Annotated in this window: 20 protein-coding genes; 14 read left to right on the top strand and 6 right to left on the bottom strand. The window is 68.8% G+C overall.

The genetic code is table 11. The features are described from left to right. Positions 1-77 precede the first annotated feature (77 nt). The 8 genes from HNV26_RS11110 (at position 78) to HNV26_RS11080 (ending at position 7,624) form a co-directional block, all read left to right on the top strand. On the top strand, positions 78-1,496 hold the full coding sequence (locus HNV26_RS11110) for an FAD-dependent oxidoreductase (protein ID WP_171445046.1): 1,419 nt from the start codon (positions 78-80) through the stop codon (positions 1,494-1,496). A gap of 211 nt (positions 1,497-1,707) precedes the next feature. Continuing rightward, complete coding sequence (locus HNV26_RS11105; RefSeq protein ID WP_366816838.1) at positions 1,708-2,637, top strand: siderophore ABC transporter substrate-binding protein; 930 nt, start codon at positions 1,708-1,710, stop codon at positions 2,635-2,637. A 12-nt stretch (positions 2,638-2,649) separates the two neighbouring features. After that, the gene (locus HNV26_RS11100; protein ID WP_171445048.1) at positions 2,650-3,612 is read left to right on the top strand and encodes an ABC transporter permease; all 963 of its coding nucleotides are present in this window, start codon (positions 2,650-2,652) and stop codon (positions 3,610-3,612) included. Then, a complete protein-coding gene (locus tag HNV26_RS11095) occupies positions 3,602-4,570 on the top strand; it encodes an iron chelate uptake ABC transporter family permease subunit (protein WP_171452793.1) in 969 nt (322 codons plus the stop codon). Before HNV26_RS11100 ends, HNV26_RS11095 begins: the two co-directional genes overlap by 11 nt. Next, positions 4,567-5,325, top strand: coding sequence for an iron ABC transporter ATP-binding protein (locus tag HNV26_RS11090; protein WP_171440352.1), 759 nt, complete (start codon positions 4,567-4,569; stop codon positions 5,323-5,325). Before HNV26_RS11095 ends, HNV26_RS11090 begins: the two co-directional genes overlap by 4 nt. After that, positions 5,325-5,555, top strand: coding sequence for a cittilin family RiPP precursor (locus HNV26_RS39250; RefSeq protein ID WP_216612075.1), 231 nt, complete (start codon positions 5,325-5,327; stop codon positions 5,553-5,555). The genes HNV26_RS11090 and HNV26_RS39250 overlap by 1 nt, the downstream gene beginning before the upstream one ends. Before the next feature lie 118 nt (positions 5,556-5,673). Next, a complete protein-coding gene (locus HNV26_RS11085; RefSeq protein ID WP_253816450.1) occupies positions 5,674-7,026 on the top strand; it encodes a cytochrome P450 in 1,353 nt (450 codons plus the stop codon). After that, the gene (locus tag HNV26_RS11080; RefSeq protein WP_171440354.1) at positions 7,010-7,624 is read left to right on the top strand and encodes a class I SAM-dependent methyltransferase; all 615 of its coding nucleotides are present in this window, start codon (positions 7,010-7,012) and stop codon (positions 7,622-7,624) included. The genes HNV26_RS11085 and HNV26_RS11080 overlap by 17 nt, the downstream gene beginning before the upstream one ends. 43 nt (positions 7,625-7,667) lie before the next feature. On the opposite strand, the gene HNV26_RS11075 is transcribed toward HNV26_RS11080, so the two are convergent. Together HNV26_RS11075 and HNV26_RS11070 are read right to left on the bottom strand one after the other, a co-directional pair. Further along, positions 7,668-8,903, bottom strand: coding sequence for an RNA polymerase sigma factor (locus HNV26_RS11075; protein WP_171440355.1), 1,236 nt, complete (start codon positions 8,901-8,903; stop codon positions 7,668-7,670). Positions 8,904-8,921: 18 nt separating this feature from the next. Then, positions 8,922-9,284, bottom strand: a complete 363-nt coding sequence (locus HNV26_RS11070) for a YciI family protein (protein ID WP_171440356.1) — start codon at positions 9,282-9,284, stop codon at positions 8,922-8,924. A gap of 372 nt (positions 9,285-9,656) precedes the next feature. Between HNV26_RS11070 and HNV26_RS11065 the strand changes: the two genes are divergently transcribed. The 3 genes from HNV26_RS11065 to HNV26_RS11055 all read left to right on the top strand — a co-directional run bounded on the left by HNV26_RS11065 (position 9,657) and on the right by HNV26_RS11055 (position 12,204). After that, positions 9,657-10,466: a M57 family metalloprotease gene (locus HNV26_RS11065; protein WP_216612073.1), complete on the top strand. Its 810-nt coding sequence runs from the start codon at positions 9,657-9,659 to the stop codon at positions 10,464-10,466. 241 nt (positions 10,467-10,707) lie between these two features. Beyond that, positions 10,708-11,679: an aldo/keto reductase gene (locus HNV26_RS11060; protein ID WP_171440358.1), complete on the top strand. Its 972-nt coding sequence runs from the start codon at positions 10,708-10,710 to the stop codon at positions 11,677-11,679. Between the two features lie 144 nt (positions 11,680-11,823). Next, positions 11,824-12,204 (top strand): hypothetical protein, encoded by a 381-nt coding sequence (locus tag HNV26_RS11055; protein WP_171440359.1) that lies wholly within the window; start codon positions 11,824-11,826, stop codon positions 12,202-12,204. A gap of 69 nt (positions 12,205-12,273) precedes the next feature. Here the strand turns inward: HNV26_RS11055 and HNV26_RS11050 are convergent, their stop codons facing one another. The 4 genes from HNV26_RS11050 to HNV26_RS11035 form a co-directional block, all read right to left on the bottom strand. Beyond that, positions 12,274-12,819 (bottom strand): SRPBCC family protein, encoded by a 546-nt coding sequence (locus HNV26_RS11050; protein ID WP_253816449.1) that lies wholly within the window; start codon positions 12,817-12,819, stop codon positions 12,274-12,276. 40 nt (positions 12,820-12,859) lie between these two features. Next, positions 12,860-13,348 carry an SRPBCC family protein gene (locus HNV26_RS11045; RefSeq protein WP_171440361.1) on the bottom strand — a complete coding sequence of 163 codons (489 nt, stop codon included), beginning with the start codon at positions 13,346-13,348 and terminating at the stop codon, positions 12,860-12,862. Between the two features lie 114 nt (positions 13,349-13,462). Then, positions 13,463-13,783, bottom strand: coding sequence for a transcriptional regulator (locus tag HNV26_RS11040; protein WP_011550804.1), 321 nt, complete (start codon positions 13,781-13,783; stop codon positions 13,463-13,465). Beyond that, a complete protein-coding gene (locus tag HNV26_RS11035) occupies positions 13,780-14,340 on the bottom strand; it encodes an SPW repeat domain-containing protein (protein ID WP_253816448.1) in 561 nt (186 codons plus the stop codon). Before HNV26_RS11035 ends, HNV26_RS11040 begins: the two co-directional genes overlap by 4 nt. A gap of 267 nt (positions 14,341-14,607) precedes the next feature. On the opposite strand from HNV26_RS11035, the gene HNV26_RS11030 reads away from it, so the two are divergent. From HNV26_RS11030 to HNV26_RS11020, 3 genes are all read left to right on the top strand, one after another. Next, positions 14,608-14,811: a cold-shock protein gene (locus HNV26_RS11030; protein WP_002635980.1), complete on the top strand. Its 204-nt coding sequence runs from the start codon at positions 14,608-14,610 to the stop codon at positions 14,809-14,811. Between the two features lie 93 nt (positions 14,812-14,904). Next, entirely contained in the window at positions 14,905-15,471 is a 567-nt protein-coding gene (locus tag HNV26_RS11025) for an endonuclease dU (protein ID WP_171440362.1), read from the top strand. A 200-nt stretch (positions 15,472-15,671) separates the two neighbouring features. After that, the gene (locus HNV26_RS11020) at positions 15,672-16,100 is read left to right on the top strand and encodes a hypothetical protein (protein WP_171440363.1); all 429 of its coding nucleotides are present in this window, start codon (positions 15,672-15,674) and stop codon (positions 16,098-16,100) included. Positions 16,101-16,129: the final 29 nt, after the last annotated feature.

Here is a 16,129-nt window from a genome sequence, read left to right as displayed (position 1 = left end):
GACGGGGACTGGCTCCGGGAGAAGGTCATGCCTTCACCCGAAGCAGGCACGTCGGATGGAACGCAGGGGGCCTGAACGTGGACGAGCCTGGACATCGCTTTGGACGTGCAGTGGTCATGGGCGGCAGCATGGCGGGGCTGCTGAGCGCCCGCGCGCTCGCGGACCATTTCGAGAAAGTCATCATCCTGGAGCGTGATTCGCTCCCCGGCACGCACGCGGCGCGCAAAGGTGTTCCCCAGGGCACGCACGTCCACGTGATGCTGGACGCGGGTCACCGCCTCCTGGAGCGCTTCTTCCCCGGCCTCCTCCAGGACCTCCGGGACCAGGGGGCCGCGCTCATCGATTCGACCCGGGACGTCGCGTGGCACCACTTCGGCGTCTGGAAGTCGCGCGTCCCCCAGGGCCTTCCCCTGCTGGTGTGTACGCGTCCCTTCCTGGAGTGGCACGTGCTGCGACGGGTGCTGGCGCTGCCCAACGTCGAGTTTCACGGCGGCGTCTCGGTCGAAGGGCTGCTCACGGACGCCTCCCGCCAGCGCGTCACCGGCGTGCGGTTGAAGAAGGCCGGCGCGGAGGAGCCGCTGGAGGCCGCGCTGGTGGTGGATGCCACGGGCCGGGGCTCGCGTGCGCCCCAGTGGCTGGAGGCCCTGGGCCACGCACGTCCCGAGGAGGAACAGGTGCGGGTGGACCTCACGTACACCACCCGCCTCTACGAGCCTCCCGCGCACCGCCAGGAGGACTGGAAGGTGCTCATGCAGTACCCGTGTCCGCCGGCGAACTGGCGCGCCGGCTTCATCTCCCGCGTGGAGCGGGACCGCTGGATTGTCACCCTCAATGGGTACTTCGGTGAGCACGCGCCCACGGACGACGAGGGCTTCCTCGCGTTCGCCCGCTCACTGCCCCAGCCGGACCTGTACGCCTGCCTGCGGGAGGCCCGGCCGTTAGGGCCGCTCACCCTGCACAAGGTGAAGGAGAGCCGCTGGCGGCACTATGAACGCCTCGCGCGCTTCCCGGAGAACTGGGTCATCGTCGGTGACGCCGTGTGTGCCTTCAACCCCGTCTTCGGCCAGGGCATGTCGGTGGCGGCCCAGGGCGCGGCGCTGCTCCACGCCTGCATCCAAGAGCAGGCCAGGCGCTTGCCCACGACGCTCGACGGACTCGCCCAGCGCTTCCGCGAGCGCCTGTCCGACACCATCCGCCTGCCCTGGTTCATGGGCACGAACATCGACCTGCAGTACCCGCAGGCCGTCGGCCAGCGGAAGCTCGGCGTCGGGGTGCTGCACTGGTACATCCGGCGGATGATGGAGCGCAGCTCCCAGGACGCCGCCGTGCACCGGCAGTTCAACCGCGTCCTGCATCTCCAGGCGGGGCTAGGCGCCGTCCTCCAGCCTTCGGTGGCCCTGCCGGTGCTCGCGGACGGCGCCCGCGCACTCTTCATGCCCCTGCATTCGCGGGCGAACACAGACATCCGCCCGGCCCCGCCCTCCTCATCTCCATGACGGACCGGCACGCGAATGCACGCGGCGGCCCAGCCGCTCCGCGAAGCAGTCGAACAGACTCACGTAGAAACACCCAGGCTTTGACGGTGCGGACGTTAGCATCTATGATGCGCTACTGATTCGCAGAATCAAAATCACCCTTTCAATGGCCACCGTGAGTCCATCCAACAGGCGTTCCCTTCCGCTCTTCGCCCTCCTTTCCGTCGTCGTCGTGCCGGCCGTCCTGTGGGTGGGCGTGAGGTTCCAGCGCCCGGATGCCACCGCGTCCACTCCCGCCGCGGCGGCTGTCGCGCCGGAGGGCCGGCCGGTGACGCACGGACAAGGCACCACCGTCGTCCCATTGAAGCCGCGGCGGGTGGTGGTGTTCGACCTGGTGGCGCTGGACATCCTCCAGGCCCTGGAGGTGGACGTCCACGGCGTGGCGGGCGACATGTTCCCCCAACACCTGACCCGGTTCCGGGACGCGAAGTACCCGCGCATGGGCACCCTGTTCGAGCCTGATTACGAGGCACTCCAGGCCGCGAAGCCGGACCTCATCATCACCGGGGGCCGCTCCAGCGCGAAGTATTCGAACCTCTCCCGCATCGCGCCCACCATCGATGTGCCGATGAGCGGCAAGGACTTCATCGCCTCGGTGATTGCCAACACGGAGATGCTGGCCAGCGTCTTCGGCAAGGAGGAGAAGGCTCGCGGCCTGATTGAGGACCTGCGCAAGTCGGTGGCGGACCTCCAGCAGGTGACGGCGACCCGCGGAAAGGGCCTGGTCGTGCTCGTCACCGGAGGGCGCATGAGCGCCTATGGCCCGGGTTCTCGCTTTGGCGTCATCCATGGTGACTTCGGCGTGCCCGAGGCCGCAGAGGGCCTGCGCACCTCGCTGCACGGAGAGTCCATCAGCGCGGAGTTCATCCGGGAGAAGAACCCCGACTGGCTGTTCGTCATCGACCGGGACGCCGCCACCGGTCAGAAGGAAGGCAATGCCCGGCAGGTGCTGGACAACGAATTGGTGCGGCAGACGACGGCCTGGCAGAAGAACCAGGTCGTCTACCTGGACCCCGGCGTCACCTACCTGACCGGCGGCGGCATCCAGTCCGTCAAGCAGCTGCGCGACCAGGTCGCGAGCGCCTACACGCAGGCCCAGTAGTCCCTCCCCACCGTGAAGCGCGCGTTCGCCGCCGCCGCCGTCCTCGTCACGTTGGCGGTGGTCAGCCTCCTGATTGGCGCCAGTGACGTGTCCTGGCGCGCCCTCTTCGCTCCCGAGCCGGATGAGCGCGCCCTCCAGGTGCTGGTCATCAGCCGGCTGCCGCGCCTGTTCGCCGTCATGCTGGCGGGCACGTCCCTGGGCGTCGCGGGCCTCATCATGCAGATGATTGCCCGCAACCGCTTCGTGGAGCCCACGACGGCGGGCACCGCGGAGTCCGCCAGCCTGGGCCTGCTGACCGCCACCCTGCTGGCGCCGGGCCTTCCGGTGCTCGGGAAGATGATGGTGGCCACCGCCTTCGCCCTCGCGGGGACGGCGCTGTTCCTGCTGGTGCTGCGGCGCATCCCCCTGCGCTCGGCCCTCATCGTCCCGGTGGTGGGCCTGATTCTGGGCGGCATCATCGATTCGGCGACGACCTTCTTCGCCTACCGGTACGACCTGCTTCAGACGGTCAACGCGTGGACCACCGGCGACTTCTCCACCGTGCTTCGCGGCCGTTACGAGCTGCTGTGGGTGACGCTGGGCCTCACCTGCGCCGCCTACACCGCCGCGGACCGCCTCACCGTGGCCGGCATGGGCGAGACGTTCACCACCAACCTGGGGCTGAACTACCCGCGCATCGTCGCGCTGGGGCTGTCCATCGTCGCCCTGGTCACCGCGATGGTGGTCGTCACGGTGGGCATGATTCCGTTCCTGGGCCTGATTGTCCCCAACCTGGTCAGCATGGTCATGGGCGACAACGCGCGCAGGTCCATTCCCTGGGTCGCGGTGAGCGGCGCGGCCTTCGTGCTGCTCTGCGACATCGTGGGCCGCGTGGTGCGCCATCCGTATGAGATTCCCGGAGGCACCATCGCTGGCGTCATCGGCAGCGTGCTCTTCCTGTACCTCCTGCTGAAGCGAGGCGCCCGTGCCGGCTAGCGCCCCGCCCGTCCCCCCCCTGCGGCCCCTGCTCGTGCTGGGCTGCGTGGCCGTGGCCTTCATGGCCCTGTTCATGCTCGTCGACGTGAGCGGCCCGTGGGACTTCGTGCTGCCCTTCCGCGGGAAGAAGATCGCCACCGCGTTGCTGGTGGGCTACGCCGTCGCCGTCTCCACGGTGCTCTTCCAGACGGTGACGGGCAACCGCGTGCTGACGCCCGCCATCATGGGGTTCGACTACCTGTACGTGCTCATCCAGACGTGCCTGGTGTTCTTCCTGGGCTCCACCACCGTGGCGGGGCTGGACCCCCGGTTCCTGTTCGGCGCGGAGGTCATCATCATGGTGGCCTTCTCCGCCGTGCTGCACGGCTGGCTCTTCGGCATGGCCCGGGGCAACGTCCACCTGCTGCTGCTCAGCGGCGTGGTGATGGGCGTGCTGTTCCGGAGCCTGTCGTCGTTCGTCCAGCGCGTCATCGAACCCAACGAGTTCATCTTCCTGCAGGACCGCTTCTTCGCCAGCTTCAACAACCCGGAGCACGACCTGCTGCTGCTCTCCACGGTGCTGACGCTGGGGGTCTCCGTGCTGGGCCTGCGGCTGCTGCGCGCCTGTGACGTCCTGGTGCTGGGCCGGGAGGCCGCCATCAACCTGGGCGTGGACTACCAGCGGACGGTGTCATGGGTGCTGGCGCTGGTGGCCATCCTGGTCGCCGTGTCTACCGCGCTGGTGGGACCCGTGACGTTCCTGGGGTTGCTGGTGGCCCACATCGCCTACGCGGTGATGCGGACGTACCAGCACGTGTTCGTCCTCCCCGCCGCCGCGCTCATCGCCGCCATCGCCCTGGTCGCCGGGCAGTTCATCCTGGAGCGCGTCTTCCGCCTGGACACCAATCCCCGGGTCATCATCGAGTTCGTCGGTGGGGCGGTGTTCATCGCGATGCTCATGAGAAAGGCCACGAGATGATCGAGGCGAAGAACGTCAGCAAGCGCTACGGGGAAACGCTGGTGGTGGATGGCGTCACCCTGAGCCTGCCCGTGGGCGGCATCACCTCCATCATCGGCCCCAACGGCGCGGGCAAGTCGACCCTGCTGTCCATGATGAGCCGGGTGATGCCCATGTCGTCGGGCAACGTCTGGGTGGACGGGCTGGACGTCACCACCACGCCGGGGGACACGCTCGCGAAGCGGCTGGCCATCCTCCGGCAGGACAACCACCTCTCCGCCCGGCTGACGGTGCGTGAGCTGGTGACCTTCGGCCGCTATCCGCACACCCAGGGCCGCCCCACCGTGCAGGACCGCGAACACGTGGAGCGGGCCATCGAGCACATGGGGCTGAGCGCGCTCGCCGACCGCTTCCTGGATGAGATGTCCGGCGGCCAGCGTCAGCGCGCCTTCGTGGCCATGGTGCTCTGCCAGGACACGGACCACGTGCTGCTGGACGAGCCGCTCAACGGCCTGGACCTGAAACACGCGGTGTCCATGATGAAGCGGCTCCGGCACGCCGCGGACACGCTGGGCAAGAGCTTCGTGCTGGTGCTGCACGACATCAACTTCGCCTCCTGCTACTCCGACCACATCGTCGCCATGCGCGACGGCAAGGTCGCGTTCCAGGGCCGCCCGGAGGACATCATGCGCCCCGACGTCCTGCGCGCCATCTACGAGTTGGACATCTCCGTGCAGCAGATTGAAGGCGATTGGATTGCCACCCACTACCGGTGATGGCGCGGCGCACCAGCCTGGAAAGCAAGGGGTTTCCACTAATCACAGACACTTGCACTGCCTTCTCGGGCTGTGCCACATTTCACCGCGCTGGCCATGACGTCAGCAGACAGCAAGACGCCACCACCTCAAACCAGGAGTTCGCCATGAAGAAGGCCCTGTACTCTTTGGCTGTGTTGATGCGGTTTGCTCGCGCGGACAAGCTCTCCGCCCCGTATATCTATTACTAGTCAAAAGCCGTCAGGCATTGTGCCCTGACGGTTGGGTCTCAAGAGCTGGTCGACGTGGGTGGCGCGCATGGTTCGCTCCACCTGCGCCAGCGGCAGTTCCCCCCTCCAGGACCCTTTCATGCCACAGGTGCGCCTTCCGCCGGGGCCCCAGGGCCACTTCATTGCTGGCAACCTGGTGGAGTTCTCCGAGGACCCGCTGGGGTTCCTCACCCGCTGCGCCAGGGAGTACGGCGACGTGGTGCGCCTGGGGAAGCGCAACTTCCTCCTCAATCACCCCGACCTGATTGAACGCGTCCTCGTCAACGGCGACGGCAACTTCGTGAAGCTCGCCGGAGTGGGCCAGGGCAAGCGTCACAAGGGCGGCTTTCCCGAAGCGATGATGAACAGCGAGGGTGAGGACTGGCTGCGCAAGCGGCGACTCGTCCAGCCCGCGTTCCATCGCAAGCACGTGGCCGCGTGTGGTGACACCGTGGTCGCCCTCACCGAGACGATGCTCCAGACGTGGCGCCCGGGCGACGCGCGCGACGTGCACGCGGACGTGTCCGCGCTGGCGCTCGACATCGTCAGCCGCTTCCTCTTCCACACGCCCATCGACGATGAGGCCCACCACGTGGCCGCCGCCGTGGACGCCGTCATGCGGCACACCGACAGCCCCCTGCGTCCGCCCATCTGGGTGCCCACGCCCACCAACCTCCGCCTGCGCCGCGCCCTGGGCCGGCTCAACACGCTGCTCGCGACGCTCGTGCGCCGCTATCGGGAGCAACCGGAGTCGCGCACGGACCTGCTCGCCCTGCTGCTGTCCGCTCCGGTGCCCCTCTCCGAGGCCCAGCTGCGCGATGAGCTGGCGACGATGATCATGTCCGGGCACGAGACGACGGCGGACGCGCTGGTGTGGGCCTGGTACCTGCTGGCCCAGCACCCGGAGGCCGAGGCCCGGCTGGTGGAGGAGCTGGAGACGGTGCTCGGGGGCCGGCTCCCTGGCGCCGACGACCTTCCGCGCCTGCGCTACACGGAGGCGGTGGTGAAGGAGGCCATGCGCCTGTACTCACCGGCGTGGATTACCAGCCGGGAGGCGCTGCGCGACTGTGAGCTCGGTGGGTTCCACGTCCCGGCGGGGACGATGCTGGCGGTGAGCCAGTGGGTCACCCACCGCGACGCGCGCTACTTCGACGCCCCCGAGTCCTTCCGTCCCGAGCGCTGGCTGTCCGAGGACGCCCAACGCATGCACCGGTACGTCTACTTCCCGTTCGGCGGCGGCCCCCGGTTCTGCATCGGCTCGGCGCTGGCGATGATTGAGACGGTGCTCATCACCGCGTGCGTGGCACGGCGGTTCCGACTGGAGCTGGCACCGGGCTGCGTGGTGCGGCCCCGGCCGGCGCTCGCGCTCCAGCCGCTCGGAGTCCGCCTGATTCCGCGGCATCGCTCTCACAAAACCCAGGAAGGCGAGGTGCGGCATGCGGCGGGAGCATGAAGGGGCAGCGGTCCGGCGCGAGTTCTTCCGCTCGGCATACCTGCTGGGCGCGCCCTGGGACATTGGACGGCCCCAACGGGCCTTCGTCCAGTTGTGGGAGGCCGGCGCGATTTCCGGCGAGGTGCTCGACGTGGGCTGCGGCTTCGCGGAGAACGCCCTCTTCCTGGCGGCCAAGGGCCTGCCGGTGTGCGGCGTGGACATGATAGAGTCGGCCATCCAGCGGGCACGCGAGACGGCCTGTCTGCGCGGGCTCGACGTGGACCTGCGCGTGGGCAACGCCCTGGAGCTGGCCACGCTGGGCCGGCGCTTCGACACCATCCTTGATTCGGCCCTGCTCCATGTCTTCGAGCCTGGAGACCGGCCCGCGTTCGCCGCCAGCCTCGCGAGCGTGCTCCGGCCCGGCGGGCACTACCATGCGCTGTACTTCCGCGACGGACCGCGCGCCGTTCCACCGGAGGCCCTGAGCGCGGCCTTCGGGGAAGGCTGGCGCGTGAAGTCCATCCAGGAGGCGCACTACGAGCAGACCGACCCGGAGGGCGCGCGGGCCTGGCTCGCCACCATCGAACGGGTGCCTCCTTCGTCATCGACGGAGGACTGACCCAGGCGCTGGAGCGACCACCGAGAAGCCAGCGAGGGCGCCTTCACTCCGCCAGCAGCTCGCGGAGCCGCGCTTCCAGGAAACGCCGCTCGGGCGCGGTGCGGACCGTTGCCAGTGCCCGCCGGTAGGCACTCACGGCCTCGTCCTTGCGCCCCAGACGCCGGAGCAGGTCCGCGCGCGCGGCCGGCAGCAGGTGGTAGTCCGCCAGCCGTCCGGAGGCCTCCAGGTCATCCACCAGGGACAATCCGTGCTCGGGGCCGCGGGCCATCGCCACGGCGGCGGCATGGTTGAGCGCCACCACGGGCCCCGGCGTCAGCACCACCAGCCGCGCATACAGCGCGGCAATCTGCGCCCAGTCGGTGTCCTCGGCGCGCGGAGCCTGGGCATGCAGCGCCGCGATGGCCGCCTGCACCGTGTACGGCCCCCGAGCGCCCATGGCGAGCGCGGCCTCCAGCTCCGCCAGTCCTTCGTCCCGCTGCGCGCCATCCCAGAGCGAACGGTCCTGCCGGTCCAGCAGCACCAGCCCGCCATCCGCCGCCACGCGTGCCCGGCGGCGGGAGTGGTGCAGCAGCATCAACGCCCGCAGGGACGCCACCTCCGCATCGCCTGGAAGCAGCGAGCGCGCCAGCCGGGCCAGGCGCAGGGCCTCTTCGCAAAGGTCCACTCGCAGCAACGCCGGCCCGTCCGTGGCCGCGTAGCCCTCCGAGAAGACGAGGTAGAGCGTGTGCAGAACGCCCTCGGTGCGCTCCGCCAGCGCCTCGGGCTCCGGGATGACGTAGGGAATGCGCGCGGTGCGTATCTTCCGCTGCGCGCGCACCAGCCGCTGGGCCAGCGTGGCGGGCGACACGAGGAACGCGCGGGCGATCTCCTCCGTCGTCAGCCCACACAGGCAACGAAGCGCGAGCGCCACCTGTGCCTCGGGTGACAAGGCGGGGTGACAGCAGGTGAAGAGCAGCCGCAGCGAGTCGTCCGGAAACGTCTGCCATTCGGCGCCGTCCACCGATGGCGCCGCCGCCTCCAACGCGCCCACGCGCGCCTCCAGGCGAGCGGACCGCCGCATGAGGTCCACCGCCTTGTTGCGCGCGACACGCATCAGCCAACCGGCTGGCTCCCGCGGAACACCCTCGCGCGGCCACTGATTCAAGGCAGCGGCGAAGGCGTCCTGCACCACCTCCTCCGCCGCGCCGAAGTCGCCGTCCAGCACGCGGATGAGCGTGGCCACGATGCGCCCGTAATCCTCACGGTGCGCCCGCTCGAGAATGGAGGGGGTGTCCATCATGCCGCGCGGGCCCCGGCGTCAGTCCTGGGGCATGGTGAATTCCCGCACCGGCCGAACCTCGATGGAGCCGCTGCGCGCGCTGGGAATGCGAGACGCGATGCCAATCGCCTCGTCGAGGTCCCTGGCCTCCACGAGAAAGAAACCGCCCAGTTGCTCCCGCGTCTCCGCGAATGGGCCATCGGTCGTCAGTCGCTTGCCGTCGCGGATGCGCACCGTAGTGGCCGCCGCCGTGGGCTCCAGCTCCTCGCCCGAAATGAAGTGCCCGCTCTGCCGGATGGCCTGCTCGAAGGTACCGTACTCCCCCATCACGCGCTGGACGTCCGCCTCCGACAGCGCCTCGGCGGCCTTCTCGTTCTCGTAGATCATCAGCAGGTACTTCATGGGTCCGTGCCTCACGGGTGAGCGGGAGAAGAGCCTCCCTGCTTCCGTGGTCGAACGGAATCCCCGCGAATCGACCGCCCTTTCGCGGGGGATTTCTTGGGGGATTTCTTTTCGATGCCCCCGGTGCCCACCGTCGATGCGGGCCGGTTCACCCCGGGTGAAGGCGGGGCCATGGCGCCGCGTCTCGGAGAATCAGCCCAACGGGCGTCCCGCCAATTGTCGGGGCCCTGAGTTAGAACAGACCCCATCACTTCCAGTGAGACTCAAGCCCGGGTTCAGAATTCGCGTGGACCTGTGTGTCCGTTTTCCCGGTGCCGGGGTCTTCTTCTCGCTTTTCGTTTCAATTCCGAGAATCCGCTCCGAGGGTCCACCATGGCTAAGTTTCACTCCGTTGCGCTTCTGGCAGGCATCTCCATCCTTGGCTCCGCGTGCGGCGCCCCTGAGTCCGAGACGCAGGAGACGCAGCAGGTCTCGTTCGAGGAGTTCCGCGCCGGTGCGTATCAGGAGCCCGAGTCCGGTGGGTTCGTCGTCGACGGTGACATCTTCCTGCCGACGGAGTCGGAGCTGCGCGAGTTCTACGAGCAGTCCGTCAGCGGCATTGGCACCCAGCAGGGTGCGCTGGCCGTGTATTACAGCGGCGGACGCGACATCAAGTGGAGCGCCAGCCAGGCGCTCAACCTCACGTACTGCGTGAGCACCAAGTTCGGGAGCAACTACACGCGCGTGGTCAACGCGATGAAGAGCGCCGCGGCGGAGTGGGAGGCGGCCGGCAACATCAAGTTCGTGCACGTCAGCGCTGAAGACTCGAAGTGCACCAACCGCAACAACAACGTCGTGTTCGACGTGAACCAGACCAACACGACCCAGTACCTGGCGCGCGCCTTCTTCCCCAACAGCGCCCGCCGCAGCGCCAACGTCCTCATCTCGACCACGTCCTTCCAGAACATCGCCCCCTGGACGCTGGAGGGCGTGCTCCGCCACGAGCTGGGTCACGTGCTGGGCTTCCGCCACGAGCACACCCGCCTCACCACCACCGGCTGCTACGAGGACAACGCCTGGCGCGCGCTGACGCCGTATGACTCCAGCTCCGTCATGCACTACCCGCAGTGCAGCGGCACCCAGACGGGTGACCTGGTGCTGACCAGCGACGACCGCAGCGGCGCCCGCGCGCTGTACCCGTAAGCCCTACGGTCTTCCGTCGGCCCCAAGGGCCACCGCCTTCATGGCGGTGGCCCTTTTTCGTTTCACCACCGCCGCCTCGACACGCGCCCGGGTTGGCTGCCCGACACCTGGCGTGGGGACCACCACGAACCCCTGGCCCCCATGCGCCGCGGAGGCCCTGAATGCACGGCACCCGCGGGACGGTGAACGGCCGGGCCGTCCTCGGTGGAGGGAGTCTGCCTCCGGCCATCGAGGAGTCGCCATGAAGTACACGCAATTGGGCCGCTCGGGGCTCTCCGTCAGCCGGCTGTGCCTGGGCACCATGAACTTCGGTTGGACGGCCGAGGAGCCGGAGTCCCACGCCATCATGGATTCCGCGCTCGGCCACGGCATCAACTTCTTCGACACCGCCAACGTCTACGGCTTCGGGGAGAACAAGGGCCGCACCGAGGAGGTCATCGGCAACTGGTTCGCCAAGGGCGACCGGCGGCGCGAGCGCACCGTGCTCGCGACCAAGCTCTACGCGCCCATGGGTGACTGGCCCAACGAGGGCAAGCTGTCCGCGCTCAACATCCGCCGCGCGCTGGATGCCAGCCTGAAGCGGCTGCGCACGGACTACGTCGACCTCTATCAGTTCCACCACATCGACCGCGCCACGCCCTGGGAGGAGATCTGGCAGGCCATGGAGGTGGCCGTGGCGCAGGGAAAGGTGCTCTACGTCGGCAGCAGCAACTTCGCGGGCTGGCACATCGCCCAGGCCCAGGCCGTGGCGGCACGGCGCAACTTCACCGGGCTGGTCAGCGAGCAGTCGCTCTACAACCTGATGGCGCGCACCGTGGAGCTGGAGGTGATTCCGTCCGCGCAGTTCCACGGCGTGGGCATCCTCCCCTGGTCTCCCCTCCAGGGCGGACTGCTGGGCGGCGTGCTCCGCAAGGAGCGCGAAGGCAAGCGCCGCCTGGAAGGACGCGCCAAGGAAGCCCTCCAGAAGCACCGCGAGCGCATCGAGCGCTATGAGGCGTTCGCCGACGAGCTCGGACATGAGCCCGGCGACATCGCGCTGGCGTGGCTGCTGCACCAGCCCGCCGTCACCGCGCCCATCATCGGGCCGCGAACGTCCGCCCAGCTCGAGGCCGCCGTCCGCGCGGCCGGTGTCACACTTGATGCGAAAACACTGTCACGCCTGGATGACATCTTCCCGGGCCACAGGCCCGCACCGGAGGACTATGCCTGGTGACGCACCGGGCGAGACATAAAAGGCTACAAATCCCTCTCAAACGGTCGAAAAAGACACCCATCCATCACAAGGCGAGACCATTGACGACAGGAAATTCCTCTCATATTCCCTGCCACGGTATCCCCCAACAAGAGAGAGGCTCTCATGAAGTCGATGGCTGGAATCTTCGTCATGGCGCTGGTGATGCTGACCTCCTGTGGGCCCGTGCCCACCGAGGAGCAGGCGCAGGGAGGTAACGACGTCACCGCCGAGGACCACTTCCGCACGCAGGAGGCCGCGCTGACCGGTGACTGTTCGGTGCGGATCGAGTGCCAGGGTGGGGATATCAAGGAGTGCAGTGGCACGGGCTTCGCCTGTTCGGCCAACAGCGCCAACGGCGGCACCGTGACTTGCAACGGCAACTCCCAGACCTGCGGGCCCATCATCCTGGAGCCCACCTGCAGCTGCCGGGCGGATGGCTGCTGCAATCAGCTGTGCGCCCTCACCGACCCGGATTGCCGCTTCGTCCCCGAAGAGCCGAAGTAGACATGGACCTCCGGGTGCGGTCCTCCAAGGGCCGCCCCCGGATGCACCGCGAGAGCGCCGGCAACCGCGCTACTCAAAGCCCGGGCGCGTGACGTACTCGGCGTGGGCGCGCTCGTAGGCTGCCCAGAAGTCCGGCGAGCGCTGTCCATTCAGCCGGTCGACCAGGAGGTCGAGGTGCGTATGCCAGCCGCCCGCCACGCTGCGCAGGGAGTCCCGGCCATCGAGTCGCACGTGGGTGACGGTCAGCAGGACGCCACCCTCGCGCTCGGTCAGCTCGAAGCGGACCTCTGACGGGTCCCCGTGGTTCTCCGCCCACGTATAGGCAAACAGGCGCGGCGGCTCGCACGCCGTCACGCGCCCCGCGTTGACGTGGCCCTGTGCCATGTCCTCGTGGCGCGGCGGTGGGGCGCCGCCTTCCTCTGACAGTTCGGCGTGGCGGAACAACAGCTCCACCTTGCCACCGACCTTCGTCTCCGTGGGGCCACCCGCGAGCCACAGCCGGCGCTTCTCCGGCTCGGTGAGATAGGCCCACACGCGCTCGATGGGGCCGGGCAGCAGGCGTTCGATTCGGACGGTGTCGGAGGACAACAGGCGGGCGTGCGAGTCTCGTTTCATGGCGCCTTCGGTCATGCGTGGGGGTGGGGGAACCGCGGCGTCAGACGAGGTGCCGCGCGTCCTCGGGGACATGGTCCGGAACGAGCGCGAGCGCGATGCCGTGCTCCAGCCAGGCCTTGGCCCCGGCGAGGAGCAGGTTGAAGCCTCCCGTGCTGTCCAGCGCTCGCGCCACGACGGCCTTGTCGTCCCCCCGGAAGCCGGACTCGACGACGCGGACATACGTGCGGTCCGGCGACAGCGCCGTGAAGGTCCACTCCACGAAGGTCATCGCCCCCGGGTCGCCCCACTCGATGCGCAGGCGGGCGCCGGGCTCGAAGTCCAGCACGTTCACGGTGGCCGACACGCCGTAGGTGTCCCAGAACCACTGCGCCGTGCCGCCGGGCTGGAGCCGCGCGCTCCCCCGGCTGAACCAGAACTTCGTGGTGATTGCGGGGTCCACGAAGGCCGCGAAGACGTCCGCCACGGGACGGCGAATCATCATCATCGCCGTGGCAACCGGCGCACCCTGGTCATTCCCTGTCGACGCCATGACGCACTCCCAATATTCATCCAGTTGGTTGAGTATCTCTGCGACCACCGCTCGATTGTCAACCGAATGGTGAAATTTCCACCGCGCCCGGGACGGCGCCCCCCCCAGGCGCCTTCAACCGATGACGCGGAAGGCCGGCGGATCGATGCGCGTGGCGCGGCACTGGGGGCAGGCACCGGGCCGCGTGAAGCGCCTGCGGTCCTTGAAGGTGAAGCCACACGCCAGACATGAGGCGGGCAACACCTCCAGGCGGGCGCCCTGGACCTTGAGGGATTTCTCCAGGTGCTCCAGGTGTCCGGCCACGTCCTTCTCGGAGATGCCCACCAGGGCGGAGAGGTCCTTCGCGGTGAGGCCGCTCTCCGGGGCGGACGTCAGCGCCGCCTCCAGCGCGCCGCGCACGGTGCTGCCGCGCGCTGGAGGAACAGGGGCACTCACGCGCCAATCGCCCCCGGGTCCGTCGCCAGCTCGCCGCCCAGGTGCATGCCCGTCTGGCACCGGTAGTCCGTCACCAGCGACGCGAGCACGGTCGTCACGCCCACCGCCACGTGGATGGCCGCGGCCAGCGGGCTGCGCTTCGCATAGCCCAGCACGAAGGGCGAGAGGATGGACGCGGCGCCAAAGGCATAGTCGGCGATTTCATGCGCTTCGATGGGGATGAGCTTGGTCAAGCTGATGCGGTAGTCCGTCAACAATGACACACCGAGGATGGTGGACCCCAGGGCAATGCCCGCGGACTTCGCCACGGCGTCTCCGGACAACACCCCCGCCACCACCGAGGCCGTCCCGCCCTTGTAGTCCATGAGCGAGTGCAGGTCCTGGGGCACCCACCGGCGCAACGGCAGCCGTCCCAGGAGCGGACGGGAGATGATGCCAGCGGCGGCGCTCCGGTCCATGGCGCGGCGCACGCCCCGCCGGAAGCGCCCTTCCGGAGGCACCGGGGGCCGCGGGACGAGTCTGGGGGTGGACGGGCTCAGGGTCTGCGGTTCAGCCATGTGGCGCTCCTTCCAGTCTTGCCGTCGTGAAGTCGCCACTACGGTAGGCACGCGGCCCGTGACGCATGGCGATGCGCGCCTCGCCTGCCCGGGCACCGAGGGTAGGAAGCCTGTCCACCCGCGAATTCCTGGCTGCTGGGGGACCAGGGGGGCTTCCACTCGGTGGCCCGCCCCGGGCAGACTATGGCTCGCAGCACGGCCCTTCAGTTTCTGAGAGGGCGATATCCGCGGCCATCTCAGCCGCTTTGGAACGAAAGAACGCGATTCATGGCAACCGGTACCGTCAAGTGGTTCAACGATGCGAAGGGTTTTGGGTTCATCGTGCAGGACGGCGGCGGTGAGGACGTGTTCGTCCATCACAGCGCCATCAACATGGATGGCTTCCGCACCCTGCAGGAAGGCCAGAAGGTGGAGTTCGAAGTAGGCCGGGGCCCCAAGGGTCTGCAGGCGCAGAACGTTCGCGCGGCCTGAACGGCGGTCCGGCGAAGCCATGGAAGCCCGGTCTCGCGGATGGCGAGTCCGGGCTTTCTCTTTGCGGGCGCCCCCTGAGAGGCTGCGCGGCCCATGCGCCTGCCCCGTCTCCCGCGTGTCATCGGCTTCGACGACGGCCCCTTCGCGCGCCGCCCCGGCGCCGCCGTGCCCCTGGCGGGCGTGGTGTGTGGAGGCACGCGCTTCGAAGGGCTCGTCTGGGGGCGGGTGCGCCGCGACGGCTGGAACGCCACGCGGGAGGTGTGCCGGCTGCTGGAAGGCGGGAAGTTCCTCCCCCAGCTCCACCTGGTGCTGCTGGATGGCATTGCGTTCGGCGGCTTCAACGTCGTGGACCTGCCCCTGCTGGCCAGCCGGCTGAAGCGGCCGTGCGTGGCGGTGATGCGACGGCCACCGGACCTGGATGCGGTGGAGCGCGCGCTGCGGCGTCTGCCTCGCGCGGACGCGCGCTGGGCGAAGCTGAAGCGCGCGGGGCCCATCCACCAACTGGGAGGCTTCACCTTCCAGGCGCAGGGCGCGGAGCCCGCCTGGGTGGCGGAGGCGCTGGCGCGCGTGACGGACCGCGGCCTCGTCCCCGAGGCCCTGCGGCTGGCGCACCTCATCGGCTCCGCCGTGGTCACCGGCCAGAGCAGCCAGCGCGCCTGAGCCTTTCCCAGACGGGCTTCACCTCCTGGCGGAGGATTGCGCCGCCACCACCTGCGGGGGCCAGCACGCGGAAACTTTCACCGGCGTCAGACAATCCAGACACGCTTGCACACCCTTCCAGCCATGAGCCTGCCCTGGAGGGCCGCATGGAACCCCGTTTGTTTTCATGTTAATCTTTGCCTCGCGAGGAGGGCGCACGCATGTTCGAAGTCATCAATGACAAGAATCGCCGTACCGTCACCGTGCGGTTGAGTGGGTTCGTCAGGCCGAACGAGATGCGGGACTTCGCGAGCCGGTATCGCCACGAAACAGACTCCTACGGAGGAGGACGACACCTGGTGCTCGCGGACATGCGCGGGCTCAGGACCCTGGAGCCGGAGTCCGCCAGCCTCTTCGGAGAGGTGGTGGCCTACGGCCGGCAGATGGGCTGCGTCATGTGCGCGCACGTCTCGGATTCCACCATCGCCCGGCTGCAGACGGCGCGGGTGGCGTCGGCGGCGGCGGCGGACAACGACATCACGGTGGACTGCGTGTCGCTGGAGGAAGCGCACTCGCAGCTGGCCAAGGCGCGCTCGCGCTACTTCCTGGGCGCGTCTCCGGACGACGCGGTGGAGCACGCCGCGCGCTGAGACACACCTCCAGGCTGGAGCAGGGCGGC

It is taken from the genome of Myxococcus xanthus (assembly GCF_013116825.1).
Lineage (GTDB): Bacteria > Myxococcota > Myxococcia > Myxococcales > Myxococcaceae > Myxococcus > Myxococcus xanthus_B.
This window is presented reverse-complemented; position numbering and strand designations above follow the sequence as displayed.